Origin of the sequence: Acinetobacter sp. V89_7, assembly GCF_029967895.1 — a bacterium.
In the GTDB taxonomy this organism is placed as follows: domain Bacteria; phylum Pseudomonadota; class Gammaproteobacteria; order Pseudomonadales; family Moraxellaceae; genus Acinetobacter; species Acinetobacter soli.
In genome coordinates this window covers 36,102-53,139 of the sequence record NZ_JASCAJ010000023.1, presented here as the reverse complement: position 1 = coordinate 53,139, position 17,038 = coordinate 36,102, and the positions used below count along the sequence as shown (strand labels likewise).

The 17,038-nt window shown below is 44.8% G+C and carries 13 protein-coding genes, 1 tRNA gene and 1 pseudogene; 14 read left to right on the top strand and 1 reads right to left on the bottom strand.

Features of this window, described 5'->3' with window-relative positions; all coding sequences use genetic code 11:
• From QLG00_RS05735 to QLG00_RS05685, 11 genes and pseudogenes are all read left to right on the top strand, one after another.
• A pseudogene (locus QLG00_RS05735) lies at positions 1 to 74 on the top strand (elongation factor Tu); the annotation flags it as partial.
• A 56-nt stretch (positions 75 to 130) separates the two neighbouring features.
• Positions 131 to 206: transfer RNA gene (locus tag QLG00_RS05730), tRNA-Trp, on the top strand.
• Between the two features lie 76 nt (positions 207 to 282).
• Complete coding sequence (secE, locus tag QLG00_RS05725; RefSeq protein ID WP_004932360.1) at positions 283 to 723, top strand: preprotein translocase subunit SecE; 441 nt, start codon at positions 283 to 285, stop codon at positions 721 to 723.
• A 7-nt stretch (positions 724 to 730) separates the two neighbouring features.
• Positions 731 to 1,264, top strand: a complete 534-nt coding sequence (gene nusG / locus QLG00_RS05720) for a transcription termination/antitermination protein NusG (protein ID WP_004932362.1) — start codon at positions 731 to 733, stop codon at positions 1,262 to 1,264.
• Positions 1,265 to 1,378: 114 nt separating this feature from the next.
• Positions 1,379 to 1,807, top strand: a complete 429-nt coding sequence (rplK, locus tag QLG00_RS05715) for a 50S ribosomal protein L11 (RefSeq protein ID WP_004637639.1) — start codon at positions 1,379 to 1,381, stop codon at positions 1,805 to 1,807.
• Between the two features lie 3 nt (positions 1,808 to 1,810).
• Positions 1,811 to 2,506 (top strand): 50S ribosomal protein L1, encoded by a 696-nt coding sequence (gene rplA, locus QLG00_RS05710; RefSeq protein ID WP_004932366.1) that lies wholly within the window; start codon positions 1,811 to 1,813, stop codon positions 2,504 to 2,506.
• A gap of 273 nt (positions 2,507 to 2,779) precedes the next feature.
• Positions 2,780 to 3,286 (top strand): 50S ribosomal protein L10, encoded by a 507-nt coding sequence (gene rplJ / locus QLG00_RS05705; protein WP_004932368.1) that lies wholly within the window; start codon positions 2,780 to 2,782, stop codon positions 3,284 to 3,286.
• A 42-nt stretch (positions 3,287 to 3,328) separates the two neighbouring features.
• Positions 3,329 to 3,697, top strand: coding sequence for a 50S ribosomal protein L7/L12 (gene rplL, locus QLG00_RS05700; protein WP_004932371.1), 369 nt, complete (start codon positions 3,329 to 3,331; stop codon positions 3,695 to 3,697).
• 308 nt (positions 3,698 to 4,005) lie between these two features.
• The gene (gene rpoB / locus QLG00_RS05695) at positions 4,006 to 8,094 is read left to right on the top strand and encodes a DNA-directed RNA polymerase subunit beta (RefSeq protein WP_004932374.1); all 4,089 of its coding nucleotides are present in this window, start codon (positions 4,006 to 4,008) and stop codon (positions 8,092 to 8,094) included.
• Positions 8,095 to 8,182: 88 nt separating this feature from the next.
• Complete coding sequence (gene rpoC, locus QLG00_RS05690; RefSeq protein ID WP_004932377.1) at positions 8,183 to 12,376, top strand: DNA-directed RNA polymerase subunit beta'; 4,194 nt, start codon at positions 8,183 to 8,185, stop codon at positions 12,374 to 12,376.
• A gap of 169 nt (positions 12,377 to 12,545) precedes the next feature.
• Entirely contained in the window at positions 12,546 to 12,902 is a 357-nt protein-coding gene (locus QLG00_RS05685; RefSeq protein ID WP_004932380.1) for a hypothetical protein, read from the top strand.
• A 38-nt stretch (positions 12,903 to 12,940) separates the two neighbouring features.
• Here QLG00_RS05685 and QLG00_RS05680 read toward each other — a convergent pair whose 3' ends face one another.
• Positions 12,941 to 13,426, bottom strand: a complete 486-nt coding sequence (locus QLG00_RS05680) for a DUF4442 domain-containing protein (protein ID WP_004944054.1) — start codon at positions 13,424 to 13,426, stop codon at positions 12,941 to 12,943.
• Between the two features lie 120 nt (positions 13,427 to 13,546).
• Between QLG00_RS05680 and QLG00_RS05675 the strand changes: the two genes are divergently transcribed.
• From QLG00_RS05675 to QLG00_RS05665, 3 genes are all read left to right on the top strand, one after another.
• The gene (locus QLG00_RS05675; RefSeq protein WP_282470641.1) at positions 13,547 to 14,434 is read left to right on the top strand and encodes an alpha/beta fold hydrolase; all 888 of its coding nucleotides are present in this window, start codon (positions 13,547 to 13,549) and stop codon (positions 14,432 to 14,434) included.
• 98 nt (positions 14,435 to 14,532) lie between these two features.
• Positions 14,533 to 15,954: a Na+/H+ antiporter family protein gene (locus QLG00_RS05670; protein WP_004932388.1), complete on the top strand. Its 1,422-nt coding sequence runs from the start codon at positions 14,533 to 14,535 to the stop codon at positions 15,952 to 15,954.
• Positions 15,955 to 16,258: 304 nt separating this feature from the next.
• Positions 16,259 to 16,885 carry an OmpW family outer membrane protein gene (locus QLG00_RS05665; protein ID WP_119025691.1) on the top strand — a complete coding sequence of 209 codons (627 nt, stop codon included), beginning with the start codon at positions 16,259 to 16,261 and terminating at the stop codon, positions 16,883 to 16,885.
• Positions 16,886 to 17,038 lie beyond the last annotated feature (153 nt).

The window sequence follows — 17,038 nt, the reverse complement described above, 5'->3', positions numbered from 1 at the left end:
CAGGTCTACGTTTTGCGATCCGTGAAGGTGGTCGTACTGTAGGTGCTGGTGTTGTTGCGAAAGTAACTGCATAATCAAATAAAGTTGCATTTCACAAGCCGGGGGTCTAGACTCTCGGCTTGTGTGTCATAGGTCAGTAGTTCAATTGGTAGAGCGTCGGTCTCCAAAACCGAATGTTGGGGGTTCGAGTCCCTCCTGGCCTGCCATTTTTTTTCTAAATAAAAGCTTGATGCTGGCTTAATTGTCATATAATAAGTCGCGAATTCTACGACGAGTACAAAAATGTCGAACGATAAATCGCGTGACGCATTAAGCGACGCGCCAATTCCTCAACGAAACAATTCTGCTGAAGTTGTCACTTCTGCATCTGCATTAGACGTAGTGTTATGGGTTATTGCACTGGCGTTATTGATTGGTGCAGCCATGGTAAATCAATATTTGCCTGCATATTGGCCGCCTGCAACCAGTGTTTGGGTGCGTGTCGCTGTAATTTTGACTTGTATCGTCGTCGCTTTAGGTTTATTATACGCCACCCATCAAGGTAAAGGCTTTGTTCGTTTACTTAAAGATGCGCGAATTGAGTTGCGTCGAGTAACTTGGCCGACCAAGCAAGAAACAGTGACTACATCTTGGCAGGTGCTGTTGGTCGTAGTGATTACATCCATTGTGTTGTGGTGTTTTGACTATGGTTTAGGTTGGTTAATTAAGTTGATTATCGGGTAAAAGAGCTATGAAACGTTGGTATATTATTCATGCCTACTCTGGTTATGAAAAGCAGGTGATGCGTTCGCTTAATGAGCGAATCCAGCGTAGCGCTGTTGCCGATAGCTTTGGTGAAGTCCTTGTTCCAACCGAAGAAGTGGTTGAGATGAAGGATGGCAAGAAACGCAAATCTGAGCGTAAATTCTTTCCGGGCTATGTGTTAGTCGAAATGGAAATGAATGATGAAACTTGGCACATTGTAAAAGAATGTCCAAAAGTGCTTGGATTTATTGGTGGTACTGCTGAAAAGCCTGCCCCAATTACGCAAAAAGAAGCGGATGCTATTCTTGCACGTGTACGCAATACTGGTGAAGCACCACGTCCGAAGACGATGTTTGAACCAGGCGAAGAATTGTTGGTGATCGACGGTCCGTTCACAGACTTTAAAGGAGTCGTGGAAGAGGTACTGTACGAAAAGTCACGTCTCACGTTGACGATTAATGTATTTAACCGTCCAACTCAGGTTGAACTTGAATTTCGCCAAGTCGAAAAAACGGTTTAATTTGAATTGGTTGGAAAGCGCCCGATTTAATCGGGCATTGTTATTACAGTGCTTTGGTGCTGTGAAATGAAAATTGGGGAGCCTTACGGCGTTTGTACCCAGAGGTAATAGATAATGGCTAAGAAGATTGACGGCTATATCAAGCTGCAAGTTCCAGCTGGTAAAGCGAATCCATCTCCACCAATTGGTCCTGCTTTGGGTCAACGTGGTGTAAACATCATGGCATTCTGTAAAGAATTCAATGCTGCTACACAAAAACTTGAAGTTGGTTTGCCAATTCCAGTCGTGATCACTGTGTACAACGACAAGTCGTTCACATTCATCATGAAAACTCCTCCTGCTTCTATTCTTCTTAAGAAAGCTGCGGGTATCCAAAAGGGTTCATCTGTACCGAACAAAACTAAAGTTGGTAAGTTGACTCGTGCTCAATTGGAAGAAATCGCGACTACTAAAGAACCAGATCTTACTGGTGCTGATTTAGACGCACGTGTTCGTACCATCGCTGGTTCTGCACGTTCTATGGGCTTGGAAGTGGAGCTATAAGACATGGCAAAGTTAACTAAACGTCAAAAAGCCATTGCTGCTGCTCTTGAAGCAAACAAAGTTTACACTTTGGAAGAAGCGGTACAAGTTCTTAACAGCCTACCAGCTGCTAAGTTCAAAGAGTCAATGGATGTTGCGGTAAACCTTGGTGTTGACCCACGTAAATCTGACCAAGTTGTTCGTGGTGCTACGACACTTCCAGCCGGTACTGGTAAAACTGTACGTGTTGCTGTATTTGCTCAAGGTGCTGCTGCTGAAGCTGCTAAAGCTGAAGGTGCTGACATCGTTGGTTTTGATGACCTTGCTGAAAGCATTCAACAAGGTAACCTTGACTTTGACGTTGTGATTGCAGCTCCAGATGCAATGCGCGTTGTAGGTAAGTTGGGTACGATTCTTGGTCCACGTGGCTTAATGCCAAACCCGAAAGTGGGTACGGTTACTCCAGACGTAGCTTCTGCAGTTAAAAATGCGAAGTCAGGTCAGGCGCGTTACCGCGTAGACAAAGCGGGTATTATCCACGCTGCGATTGGTCAGGTTGGTTTTACTGCTGAAGCAATCCGTCAAAACGTTGAAACTTTAGTTGCAGACTTGAAAAAGTTAAAGCCTGCTACCTCTAAAGGTGTTTACATCAAAAAGATCACTTTAAGCTCAACTATGGGCCCAGGTCTTGTTGTTGACGTAAACAACGTTTCAAACTAAGTCTTAACTTAGTCAAGAATTTTAAAGTCCTGATTTTGGATATGGCCTTTGGTCATATCCAGCCGATCAGGCGGACTTTGAATTGATAAATGTAAATTTATCAGCGTCAAAGACCTCAGGCGAAGTGAGCTTGTTTGCAAGCGATCTTCTTAATAGACCAGTCTGAGTAGACGCGGTGGTGTGATTTATTCCTCCTCCGCGTGTAAATCGAAAGATTTACGAATTGGGAGTGCACCTGTTTGGGTGCATAAATCACCGTTAGGAGGTTTTACAATGGCTCTTCTTATCGAAGACAAAAAACAGATCGTTGCAGAAGTAAGCGAAGTTGCTTCTAAAGCGTTTTCTGTTGTTGTGGCTAACTATCAAGGTTCTAGCGTAGAGAAATTAACTCAACTTCGTGTTGAGGCTCGTAAGCTTGGTGTAACGACACGTATCGTACGTAACACTTTGGCAAAACGCTCACTCGAAGGTACTCAGTTTGATATCTTGAGTGAAGAACTTGTTGGCCCAACCATTCTCGGTTTCTCAACTTCTGAAGACGACATGGGTGCAGCTGCACGCTTGTTCGAAGAATTTGCAAAAACGAACAAAACATTTGAACTTAAAGCTGCTGCATTTGACGGCAAACTTTATCAAGGTGCAGATGTTAGCGTGATCGCAAACCTTCCGAACCAAGAGAAAGCGCTTACTATGCTTGCCTCTGTTCTTCAAGCTCCTATTTCGAAATTGGGTCGCCTTATTACAGCGCTCAAAGAGAAAAACGAGTCAGAAGCGGCTTAATCCTACTCTCACACCATTCAATATCCATTTGGAGTTTATCTCATGGCTTTAACTAACGAAGAAATCTTAAACGCAGTTGCTGAAAAAACAGTTCTTGAACTTGTTGAATTAATCTCTGCTTTCGAAGAAAAATTTAACGTATCTGCTGCTGCTGTAGCTGTAGCTGCTGCTCCTGGCGCTGCTGCTGCTGCTGAAGAGCAAACTGAATTCAACGTTGAATTGACTTCTTTCGGCGCGAACAAAGTAGCTGTTATTAAAGCAGTTCGTGAAGCAACTGGCCTTGGTCTTAAAGAAGCTAAAGATCTTGTTGAAGGTGCTCCACAAGTTCTTAAAGAAGGCGTTTCTAAAGAAGAAGGCGAAGAGCTTAAGAAGAAACTTGAAGAAGCTGGTGCTACAGTTACTCTTAAGTAATTTCTTAAGGAGTCGATTATTTGATAATCGGCTCCATAAAATGGCTGATGGCTCTTGGGTCATCAGCCTTTTTGCGTTACAATAATCGGCTCGATTTTTGTTTGTTCGAATGTACAAATTCTAATTTTAAGAATAAACAAAAGAATTTCAAACGCTTACCAATATTTTTCGATCTTAAAAATATTGTTAAGCGTTTTGATACCACTTAAAAATTGCAGCATTTGTAAAAGTGGTGGCCATATCGGCCTGCGTAATTCCATCCAAGCTCGTTCTGCAGGCGAGCCTGGTTTACTTTCCGAGGACTCCAGATGGCATACTCATATACCGAAAAGAAACGGATCCGTAAGAATTTTGGTAAATTGCCTAGCGTCATGGACGCTCCATACTTGCTTTCGATTCAAGTCGACTCGTATAGAACGTTCTTGCAAGATGGCAAAACACCAAAAAGTCGCGAAGATATCGGTCTCCAAGCGGCATTTCGTTCAGTTTTCCCAATTGAAAGTTATTCTGGCAATGCTGCTTTAGAATTTGTTGAGTATAGTCTTGGTAAACCAGAGTTTGACGTGCGTGAATGTATTCTTCGCGGGTCAACTTATGCGGCACCAATGCGCGTTAAAATTCGTTTGATCATTAAAGATCGTGAAACGAAATCAATTAAAGATGTACGTGAACAAGAAGTGTACATGGGTGAAATTCCACTCATGACCGAAAACGGTACGTTTGTGATCAACGGTACCGAGCGTGTCATCGTATCTCAGTTACACCGTTCACCAGGCGTGTTCTTCGATCACGACAAAGGCAAGACCCACTCAAGTGGTAAAGTCTTGTACTCTGCACGTATCATTCCTTACCGTGGTTCATGGTTAGACTTCGAGTTTGATGCAAAAGATTTAGTATACGTACGTATTGACCGTCGTCGTAAGCTATTGGCATCTGTGATCTTGCGTGCTCTAGGGTATAACAACGCTCAAATCCTTGAATTATTCTACGAAAAAGTACCGGTATATCTAGACTTCGGTAGTTACCAGATTGATTTGGTGCCTGAGCGTTTACGTGGCGAAATGGCGCAGTTTGACATTGCAGACAATGACGGCAAAATCATTGTAGAGCAAGGTAAACGTATCAACGCACGTCACGTTCGTCAAATGGAAGCTTCTGGTCTGACTAAACTGTCTGTTCCAGATGAGTACTTGTATGAGCGTATCACTGCTGAAGACATCACGTTACGTGATGGCGAAGTGATTGCAGCCAATACTTTGCTTAGCCATGAAGTGATGGTGAAACTGGCAGAAGGTGGCGTTAAACAGTTTAATATTCTGTTTACCAACGACATCGATCGCGGTTCATTTGTTGCCGATACATTACGTGCCGACACCACTGTAGGCCGTGAAGATGCCTTGGTTGAAATCTATAAAGTGATGCGTCCGGGCGAGCCACCAACCAAAGAAGCTGCAGAGAACCTATTTAATAACTTGTTCTTCTCTTCTGAGCGTTATGACTTGTCTCCAGTGGGACGTATGAAGTTCAACCGTCGTTTGGGTCGTCCATACGAAGTCGGCACAGATCAGAAATCACGTGAAGTCGAGGGAATCCTCTCGAATGACGATATCATTGATGTACTTCGTACATTAGTTGAAATTCGTAACGGTAAAGGTGAAGTCGACGATATCGACCACTTGGGTAACCGTCGCGTACGTTCGGTTGGTGAAATGACCGAAAACCAGTTCCGTGTAGGTCTGGTACGTGTTGAACGTGCAGTAAAAGAACGTTTGTCACAAGCAGAAACAGATAACTTGTCGCCACAAGACTTGATCAATGCCAAACCTGTTGCAGCGGCGATCAAAGAATTCTTTGGTTCAAGCCAGTTGTCACAGTTTATGGATCAAAACAACCCACTGTCAGAGATTACGCATAAGCGTCGTGTTTCTGCACTTGGTCCGGGTGGTTTGACTCGTGAGCGTGCAGGCTTTGAAGTGCGTGACGTACATCAAACCCACTATGGTCGTGTATGTCCGATTGAGACGCCGGAAGGTCCAAACATTGGTTTGATCAACTCGCTTTCTGTGTATGCAAAAGCCAACGATTTTGGTTTCTTGGAAACACCGTACCGTCGCGTTGTAGAAGGTCGTGTTACAGACGATGTGGAATACTTGTCTGCAATCGAAGAAGTAGGCACCGTGATTGCACAGGCCGACTCTGCCGTTGACACTGATGGTAACTTGATGGAAGAGATGGTTTCTGTTCGTCATCAAGGTGAATTCGTTCGCATGCCACCAGAAAAAGTAACGCATATGGACGTTTCTGCCCAACAGGTTGTTTCTGTTGCAGCATCGTTGATTCCGTTCCTTGAACACGATGACGCCAACCGTGCATTGATGGGTTCCAACATGCAACGTCAGGCGGTTCCAACTTTGCTTGCCGATAAACCACTTGTGGGTACCGGTATGGAAGCAAACGTTGCGCGTGATTCGGGCGTATGTGTGATCGCAAAACGTGGCGGGATGATCGAGTTTGTTGATGCTTCACGTGTCGTGATTCGTGTCAATGAAGACGAAATGATCGCAGGCGAGGCAGGTGTAGATATCTACAACCTGATCAAGTACACCCGTTCAAACCAGAACACCTGTATCAACCAGAAAGTACTGGTGAATTTGGGTGATAAAGTTGGTCGTGGTGATGTCTTGGCCGATGGTCCATCAACGGATGGCGGTGAGTTGGCGCTGGGTCAAAACATGCGCGTTGCGTTCATGACCTGGAACGGCTACAACTACGAAGACTCGATCTTGCTTTCTGAACGTGTGCTTCAAGAAGACCGTTTGACTTCGATTCACATTCAAGAATTGTCATGTGTTGCACGTGATACCAAGTTAGGCGCAGAAGAAATTACTGCCGATATTCCTAACGTGGGTGAAGCAGCACTGTCTAAGCTTGACGAATCAGGTATCGTGTACATCGGTGCTGAAGTGACTGCGGGCGACATCTTGGTTGGTAAAGTGACACCAAAAGGTGAAACACAATTAACCCCTGAAGAAAAACTGCTTCGTGCCATCTTCGGTGAAAAAGCCGCAGACGTGAAAGATTCATCTTTACGCGTTCCATCGGGCACCAAAGGTACCGTAATTGACGTTCAAGTCTTTACCCGTGATGGTTTAGAAAAAGATGAACGTGCACTTGCGATTGAAAAAGCACAGCTTGATGCTTACCGCAAAGACTTGAAAGAAGAATATAAAATCTTTGAAGAAGCGGCGCGTGAGCGTGTTGTACGCTTGTTGACCAATCAAGAATCGAATGGCGGTGGCACCACCAAACGTGGTGACAAACTGTCTGAAGATATGTTGTCAGGTTTAGAGTTGGTTGATCTATTAGACATCCAACCAACTGATGAAGGTATCGCAGAGCGTCTGAGCCAGATTCAAGTGTTCTTGAAAGAGAAGAGCGCAGAGATCGACGAGAAATTTGCAGAGAAAAAACGCAAACTTGCAACCGGTGACGAACTCACAACGGGTGTATTGAAAGTTGTGAAAGTGTATCTTGCAGTTAAACGTCGTATCCAGCCTGGTGATAAGATGGCGGGTCGTCACGGGAACAAGGGTGTTGTTTCTAACATTCTGCCTGTAGAAGACATGCCACACGATGCCAACGGTGTACCTGTTGACGTGGTATTGAACCCGCTGGGTGTACCATCACGTATGAACGTGGGTCAGATTCTTGAGACACACTTGGGCCTTGCAGCAAAAGGCTTGGGTGAGCAAATCGATAAGATGTTGCAACAGCAGCGTACGATTGCCGAGCTACGTATTTTCTTAGACAAAATCTACAACAAGGTAGGTGGCGAGCAAGAAGATCTTGATAGCTTGACTGACGAAGAAATCTTGGTGCTTGCAGGTAACTTGCGTAAGGGTGTTCCTTTAGCCACGCCAGTGTTTGACGGTGCTGAAGAAAACCAAATCAAAGAGTTGCTTGAGCTGGCTGAGTTGCCACGTACGGGCCAACAGATTTTGTTTGACGGACGTACAGGTGAACAGTTTGATCGTCCTGTTACTGTAGGTTACATGTACATGCTCAAGTTGAACCACTTGGTTGACGACAAGATGCATGCGCGTTCAACTGGTTCTTACTCGCTTGTCACTCAGCAGCCGCTTGGTGGTAAAGCACAATTCGGTGGTCAGCGTTTCGGTGAGATGGAAGTCTGGGCACTAGAAGCATACGGCGCAGCTTATACGCTTCAAGAGATGCTTACAGTGAAGTCGGATGATGTAGAAGGTCGTACCCGTATCTATAAGAACATTGTAGATGGTAACCACTACATGGATCCGGGTATGCCTGAATCCTTCAACGTATTGACCAAAGAGATCCGTTCTTTAGGTATCAACATTGAACTGAAAAATGGTGACTAAGCGTTAAGCTCGCTCAGATTTTTCAGGAAAAACAGTATTTGTGACCCAGCCGAGTGAGTGAAAACTCCTCGGCATACGGAGAAATAAATTGAAAGACTTGCTCGATATCATGCGTAAGAAAACGGACTCAGACGGTCATACACCGATTGAGTTTGACCGTATTCGTATTGGTCTTGCGTCACCAGAAATGATTAAGTCATGGTCTCACGGCGAAGTAAAAAAGCCTGAAACCATTAACTACCGTACTTTTAAACCAGAACGCGATGGTTTGTTCTGTGCCAAAATCTTTGGTCCAGTAAAAGATTACGAATGCTTGTGTGGCAAATACAAGCGTATGAAATACAAAGGCGTCATTTGTGAAAAATGTGGCGTCGAAGTCACGACTGCAAAAGTTCGTCGTGAACGTATGGGTCACATCGAACTGGCGTCTCCAGTTGCACACATCTGGTTCTTAAAGTCGTTGCCAAGCCGTATCGGTTTGCTACTCGACATGACACTTCGTGATATCGAACGCGTTTTGTATTTCGAATCTTACGTAGTGACTGACCCAGGCATGACACCGCTTGAAAAGTATCAACTTCTCACTGATGAAGAATACTTCAATGCACTTGAAGAACACGGAGATGAATTCTCTGCGAAAATGGGTGCTGAAGCGGTTCAAGACTTGTTAAAAGACATCGATCTTGATGCTGAAATTTCACGTCTTCGTGAAGAGATTCCACAAACAACTTCTGAAACGAAGTTGAAAAAAGCGTCAAAACGCTTGAAATTGATGGAAGCTTTCAAAGAGTCGAACAACAAGCCAGAATGGATGGTGATGAATGTACTGCCAGTACTTCCACCAGACCTACGTCCGCTTGTACCACTTGAAGGTGGTCGTTTTGCGACATCTGACTTGAACGATTTGTATCGTCGTGTCATTAACCGTAACAACCGTTTGAAGCGTCTTCTTGACCTTGCAGCGCCAGATATCATCGTACGTAACGAAAAACGTATGTTGCAAGAATCTGTCGATGCATTGCTTGATAACGGCCGTCGCGGTCGTGCAATTACTGGTTCGAACAAACGTCCATTGAAATCTTTGGCAGATATGATCAAAGGTAAACAAGGTCGTTTCCGTCAGAACTTGTTGGGTAAACGTGTTGACTATTCTGGTCGTTCGGTAATTACCGTAGGTCCTACTTTACGTCTACATCAATGTGGTCTTCCAAAGAAAATGGCACTTGAGCTATTCAAGCCGTTTATTTTTGCAAAACTACAAGCGTCTGGTCAGGCCACAACCATTAAAGCTGCGAAGAAAATGGTTGAGCGCGAAACTCCAGAAGTATGGGACGTTCTTGCCAACGTGATTCGTCAGCATCCAGTGATGTTGAACCGTGCGCCAACGCTTCACCGTTTGGGTCTTCAAGCATTTGAACCGATCCTGATCGAAGGTAAAGCGATCCGTTTACACCCGCTCGTCTGTGCTGCGTTTAACGCCGACTTCGACGGTGACCAAATGGCGGTACACGTTCCATTGACACTTGAAGCACAGCTTGAAGCACGTGCCTTGATGATGTCGACCAACAACATCTTGTCACCAGCCAACGGTGAGCCGATTATCGTTCCATCTCAGGACGTGGTCTTGGGTCTTTACTACATCACGCGTGATGCGGTAAATGCCAAAGGTGAAGGCATGATGTTTGCCGACACACACGAAGTGAACCGTGCGCTTGCAACCGGTCAGGTCGCTATTCACGCACGCGTAAAAGTTCGTGTTCACCAAACCGTGATCAATGAAGACGGTCAACGTGAAAAGCAAACCATTGTTGTGGATACCACACCTGGTCGCTGCTTGCTTTGGGAAGTTGTTCCTGAAGGTTTAAGCTTTGAAATGATTAACCTTGAGATGACCAAAAAGAACATCTCGAAGCTGATCAACTCGTGCTACCGTAAGCTTGGTCTTAAAGACACTGTTATTTTTGCCGATCAGTTGATGTATCTTGGCTTCCGTCAAGCAACACGTTCGGGCGTTTCTGTCGGTATGGAAGACATGGTCATTCCACCGCAGAAGCAAGCGATTATCGACAAAGCAGAAACTGAAGTTCGTGAAATCGAAGAACAGTTCGAGCAAGGTTTCGTAACCGCAGGTGAGCGTTACAACAAAGTGGTCGATATCTGGGCACGTACCAACGACCAAGTTGCAAAAGCGATGATGGACAACTTGTCTTTCACCAACGTGAAAAACAAGCAAGGTCAAGACGAGAAACAAAAATCGTTTAACAGCATTTACATGATGTCTGACTCGGGTGCCCGTGGTAGTGCGGCGCAGATTCGTCAGTTGGCGGGTATGCGTGGTTTGATGGCGAAGCCAGATGGCTCGATCATTGAAACCCCGATTAAAGCAAACTTCCGTGAAGGTTTGACGGTACTTCAGTACTTTATTTCAACGCACGGTGCGCGTAAAGGTTTGGCCGATACTGCATTGAAAACTGCAAACTCGGGTTACTTGACACGTCGTTTGGTTGACGTTGCGCAGGACTTGGTAATTACCGAGCCGGATTGTGGCACCATGGGTGGTTTGGTGATGACACCATTCATTCAAGGTGGTGACGTGATCGAGCCATTACGTGACCGCGTATTGGGTCGTGTAACGGCGGAAGACGTACGTCGTGCATCTGATGACGAAGTGGTGTTGCCACGCGGTACATTGATCGACGAGAAAATCGCAGCTCAGCTTGAAGAAGCGGGTGTCGATGAAGTGAAAGTGCGTTCAGTGATTGCATGTGAATCATCATTTGGTGTGTGTGCAAAATGTTATGGTCGTGACCTTGCACGTGGTCATCAGGTTAATCCTGGTGAGTCTGTGGGTGTTATGGCAGCGCAATCGATTGGTGAGCCGGGTACACAGTTAACCATGCGTACGTTCCACGTAGGTGGTGCGGCAAGCCGAACTTCTGCAGCAAACAGTGTTCAGGTACGTAACAAAGGTACAGTTCGTTTCCACAATGTGAAAACGGTACAGCACGCGAAAGGTCACTTGGTGTCTGTTTCACGTTCAGGTGAAATCGGTATTGCCGATGAGCTAGGTCGTGAGCGCGAGCGCTATAAACTGCCATACGGTGCAAGCATCTTGCTTAAAGATGGTGAAGCGGTAGAAGCAGGCGGTATTGTGGCGACTTGGGATCCGCATACGCATCCACTTGTGACTGAAGTTGCGGGTAAAGCACGTTTCAGCCAAATTGCGGATGGTGTGACTGCAACATCGAAAACTGATGATGCAACCGGTATGACAACAGTTGAAATCTTGCCAGTGACTGCACGTCCTGCGTCAGGTAAAGACTTGCGTCCTGCGATTGTACTCGACACAACCGATGGTGGCGAACAGTTCTACTTCTTGCCACAAAATACCATTGTGACCGTTCGTGACGGTGAAACAATTGGTGTAGGTGACGTTATTGGTCGTGTACCACAAGAATCTTCACGTACACGTGATATTACCGGTGGTCTTCCACGCGTTGCGGACTTGTTCGAAGCACGTAAGCCGAAAGAGCACGCAATCTTGGCCGAAGTGTCTGGTATCGTGAGCTTTGGTAAAGAAACCAAAGGTAAGAACCGTTTGGTGATTACACCTGATGATGGTTCTGAGATCTACGAAGAATTGATTCCAAAATGGCGTCAAATCAACGTGTTCGAAGGTGAGCATGTCAACCGTGGTGAAACCATTTCTGATGGTCCACAAAACCCGCATGACATCTTACGTTTGAAAGGCGAAGTGGCGTTGACCAACTACATCGTGAACGAAGTTCAAGACGTTTACCGTCTCCAAGGTGTAAAAATCAACGATAAGCACATTGAAGTCATCGTACGTCAAATGTTGCGTAAAGTAGACATCACCGATGGTGGCGATACCAGCTTCATCAAAGGCGAACAAGTGGATTATATCCGTGTTGTTCAAGAGAACCAAGCTGTCTTGGCGCAAAACAAATTCCCTGCGAAATTTGAGCGTCAATTAATGGGTATTACCAAAGCATCGCTTTCGACTGACTCATTTATCTCGGCAGCATCGTTCCAAGAAACGACGCGCGTGTTAACCGAAGCAGCTGTAACAGGTAAAGAAGATGATCTACGCGGTCTCAAAGAGAACGTTGTGGTGGGTCGTTTGATTCCAGCCGGTACAGGTTTGGCGTATCACCTTGAACGTCGTCGTCAGGAAGCGGAAGCGGCAGAATTTGAACTGCACAACGACTTTAGTGACGTTGACCAAGCGTTCAGTCAAGCATTGAACCAAGAACAGTTCTAATCTAAGTAGATTGCAAAAAAGGCACCTTCGGGTGCCTTTTTTTATATCGATGAATTGAATGTGTAAGCAGTTACAAAACTCCTGCATTTTTTTGTAGGAATTAACATTTTGACAAGTATCAATTCACAAAAAATGCTTATGCTGAGTGAAAAGAAAGGAGGATCTTTTCATGAAAAAGACAATAAGTTTAATGGCTACAGCAATCGTTTCAACCGTACTTCTTGCAGGCTGCCAAAATATGAGCCCATCTGATCAACGTATTGGTGCAGCCGCACTGGGCGGTGCCGTTGGTGGTGGTGTGGGTAACCATGTTGGCGGTGGTTTAGGTGCAGGTGTCGGTGCAGCTGCTGGTGCCGGTGTAGGATCAAATGCCAAAGGTGGTAGCCGAAATACCACCACCAGCAGTGCAGTCGGTGCCGGTATTGGTTCGGTGGTCGGTAAAGCTATTTTTGGTGGTGACGGTGGTGCTGCTATTGGTGGCGCAATCGGTGGTGGTGCTGGCGCTGCGATTCAAGAGCGACGCTAAATCTGCCTTATCAAAAGAGACGACTCGGGTCGTCTTTTTTATTGCCGTGATGATTTAGGCTTTTTGCGGCGGATGTATAGCGTTTTATGTACTTCTGCAATACGAATACCAGACTCATCAAATATATTCACCACATAATTACGAATGACGGGCGCATAATTCTCGGCCAATGCTTTAACATGATCAATTTCGTTGGCATCCAGCCGGATATCAGCATACACCGTACTGCGGCCCGGGGCCAGAAAGTGAATCGTGGCAGATTTATCCCAGACAATATATTTAGACCCCAGATGATGCATCAGAATCAGCATGTAAAAAGGGTCAACCATTGAATATAAACTTCCTCCAAAATGTGTACCGACAATATTTTGGTTTTTACGCGTCAGGGGCATTTTGACGCGAATAAAGTAGTTATTCAGGTCGATTTGATCAATCTCAATGCCGGCACCCCGGTAGGGAGAGTAGCGATTGATCATAAACTTGGACACCATGGGTATGGTCTGAAGATGTCTTAAAATATTCATAAGGGTCAATTGTTTTTATATGATGATTATTCATACTAAATAACTATCACTAATCTGGCATTGATGGCAATGCCCAATCCGACTAAAAACATGGTCAATTAAAACAACAAGGACATCGCAATGCATCCTCAGATTTCGACTGTACGCACCACGGATCAACAGACCTTATGCTGTAAAGCATGGGGGCATCCACAATTACCAGCGTTGGTACTGGTACACGGCTATCCTGATAATCAAGAAGTGTGGGAGCCGATTATACAAGAACTGATTCAGCACTTTTATATTGTGACCTATGACGTGCGAGGCGCCGGACAGTCGAGTGTTCCCAAAAAAATCCGGGATTATCGAATGGCGCAATTGTCTCTGGATCTGGAGGCGGTAGTAGATCAGGTTTTAGAAGGGCGACCTTTTCATTTGGCTGCCCATGATTGGGGGTCATTGCAATCGTGGGAATCGGTGACAGATCCAAAATTTAAAGATCGGATTTTATCGTACACCACCATTTCGGGGCCGTGTCTGGATCATGCAGCACACTTGCTGGCCAGTGAACTGAAAAGCCAGCCGTTAAGTGTATTAAAAAAGCTATCAAAATCATGGTATATCGCGGCGTTTCATCTGCCATTTCTGGCACCGTCGGTGTGGCATTTCTTTACCCCACAGAAATGGGGAAAAGTGCTGAGTAGGTTAGAACGCAAGCAAGATTTACCACTCAATCCGAATATTGCACGTGATGGCAAATATGGCATTAATTTATACCGTGCCAATTTTATTCCTGCAATGCGTCATCCGCGCAAGCGTTTTGCGCAGTGTCCAGTACAGGCCTTGGTACTTAAGCATGATGCATTTGTCAGCCCTGAATATATTTTAAACGAAATGCCAAATTGGGTTGATCAGTTTGAATATCAGGAAATTAACGGCAATCATTGGGCCGTGTTGAGCCAGCCGAAATTAGTCGCCGGCCATATTGCACGCTTTGCCCAGCAGCATCATGATGAAAACACCCTGTAAAAGCCCATGAGTATTCCGACAAGATAAACGACAGTCACAGCCCATGCATGGCATGAATCTGCTAAAATATCGCCTTTTATTTTACCTGACCTTGATTCATGAATGCTGTTGTTATTGCGATTGCCGTGATGTTTATCTTGTCACTGGCACGAGTCTCTGTTGTTTTAACGTTGGTGATTTCTGCTGTTGTGGGGGGATTGGTCGCAGGCTTAAGCTTATCCGATACTGTTCAGGCTTTTAATGCTGGACTAGGCGATGGTGCCGAAGTGGCGCTTGCCTATGCGGTTTTGGGTGCATTTGCCTTGGCATTGTCCAAATCTGGATTACCAGATTTGCTGGCGCATAAACTGATCGGTTTACTGGGGATGGAAGCCAGCAAAAAGCGCGAGAAAAAAGTGAAGTATTTATTGCTGAGTATTTTACTGATTGCCGCGATTTTTTCACAAAACCTGATTCCGGTCCATATTGCCTTTATTCCGGTGCTGGTGCCGCCTTTATTGCAGGTCATGAACCATCTGAAGCTGGATCGTCGTGCTGCGGCATGCGTACTCACACTGGGCTTGGTCGGAACCTATATTTTCTTGCCTGTGGGTTTTGGTGCCATCTTTCTTGAACAGATCCTGATGGGGAACATTAATAAAATTGGCGCACAGTACGGCTTGCATGTCGAACGCTGGATGATGCCGATGGGAATGGCCATTCCGGTTATGGGCATGGTTCTGGGAACACTGGTGGCAGTATTTATCAGCTACCGTAAGCCACGCCATTATCAAGATCGTGCCGTCGCCCGCGTGACCACAATTGACCTAGATAAACCGCTTCGTGCCGAAGCGCATGTCACGCATTCTCTTGCCGAAGATGCAGAAGAACTCAAGCAAGAAGCACAGCACGTGCCGTATATTTCCAAGAAAACCCTATTCATGGCGATTTTAGCCATCGCGCTGACCTTGGTTGCGCAGCTGTATTCGGGATCGATGATTTTAGGCGGATTGGTCGGTTTTGCCGTGTTGTCTACCGCGGGCATATTCAAATGGCAAGATGCCGATGATGTGTTTGTACAAGGGATGCGGATGATGGCATTGGTTGGCTTTATCATGATCTCGGCTGCCGGCTTTGCTTCGGTGATGACCCATACCGGTGATATCAACCAGTTGGTCAATGGCGTAGTGCATCTGATTGGTGATAATCATGCTTTGGCTGCATTTCTCATGCTGTTTATCGGTCTGTTTGTCACGATTGGGATTGGTTCATCGTTCTCAAGTGTACCTGTACTGGCTGTGATTTATGTACCCCTCTGTGTACAGTTTGGTTTTTCACCACTTGCGACCATTGCACTGATTGGAACTGCTGCGGCATTGGGTGATGCGGGATCACCTGCATCTGACTCAACCTTGGGCCCAACGGCAGGACTGGGGGTCGACGGTCAGCATGACCATATTTGGGACACTGTGATTCCAACATTTATTCACTTTAATATTCCTTTACTGATCTTTGGCTGGATTGCAGCCATGGTACTTTAATTTATTTATTAACGCGTGAATATAAATCAGTATCTCCTGATTTATGTTCATGCGAAGTTTAATTTAACAACAAATAAAACCTGATTGAAAAGGTTGGGATAAATAAAAAATCAGATTAAATTAATCGGAATTAAATCCTGATAAAAATAATAATAATTAAAAATAAAACCAAGTAATTTTGTATGAATTAAAATAATTTTATTATTAATCATTGGTTTAAAAATAATATTAAAATATATTAATTCTCTATATTGCATTTAAATAAAATCAATGTTTATTATTATAAAAGAGATAGGGGATAATCATGTTTCTTAGAGTTTTTGTTTTATCTTTGCTAGGTGTTTCAGCGCCAGTATTTGCTGGCGAATGGCAAGTTAAAGTGGGTGCAAGTGTTTTGGCACCTTCAAGTGATCATAATACGATGGCCGATGGTGCTGTCACTGAAGCGAAAGCCGATCATGCATTCAGTTTTACACCATCAATCGAATATTTTTTTGCCAATCGCAATATTTCATCTGAGCTTTTATTGGCGACGCCCTTTAAACATAATGTATTGGCACGTGTCGCGGGTGGAGCGCCTGAAACGATTGCGAGCTTTAAACAGTTGCCACCTACACTCACGGTGAAATATCACTTTAAAAATTCTACTGGATTTACGCCATATGTCGGCGTAGGTGCAACCGCACTATTGGCATGGGATGAACAGACCAAAGGTTCACTGGCAGGAACTTCATTAAAGGCAGAACACGCCTATGGGTTTACTGGTCAAGTCGGGTTTAATTTCCAGCCGGCCGATGCAAAACATTGGGGTGTTTTTGCCGATGTGCGTTACGCTGATATTGGTTCTGATTTGAAATGGAATGGTGAAAAAATTGGAACACTTGAAGTTAATCCGTGGGTATATAGCATAGGTTACAGCTATAAGTTTTAATTTAAGTATCAACCATAGCGCAAAATAATAAAAACCATCATAAAAATAACAAGAGAGATAACGGCAATTAAAGGTCTTATTGGAGAGCATAAGACCTTTTTATTTTTTTATAGTGAGATACACAGTGTCACATTTTGTGTTGAAACTTTACCC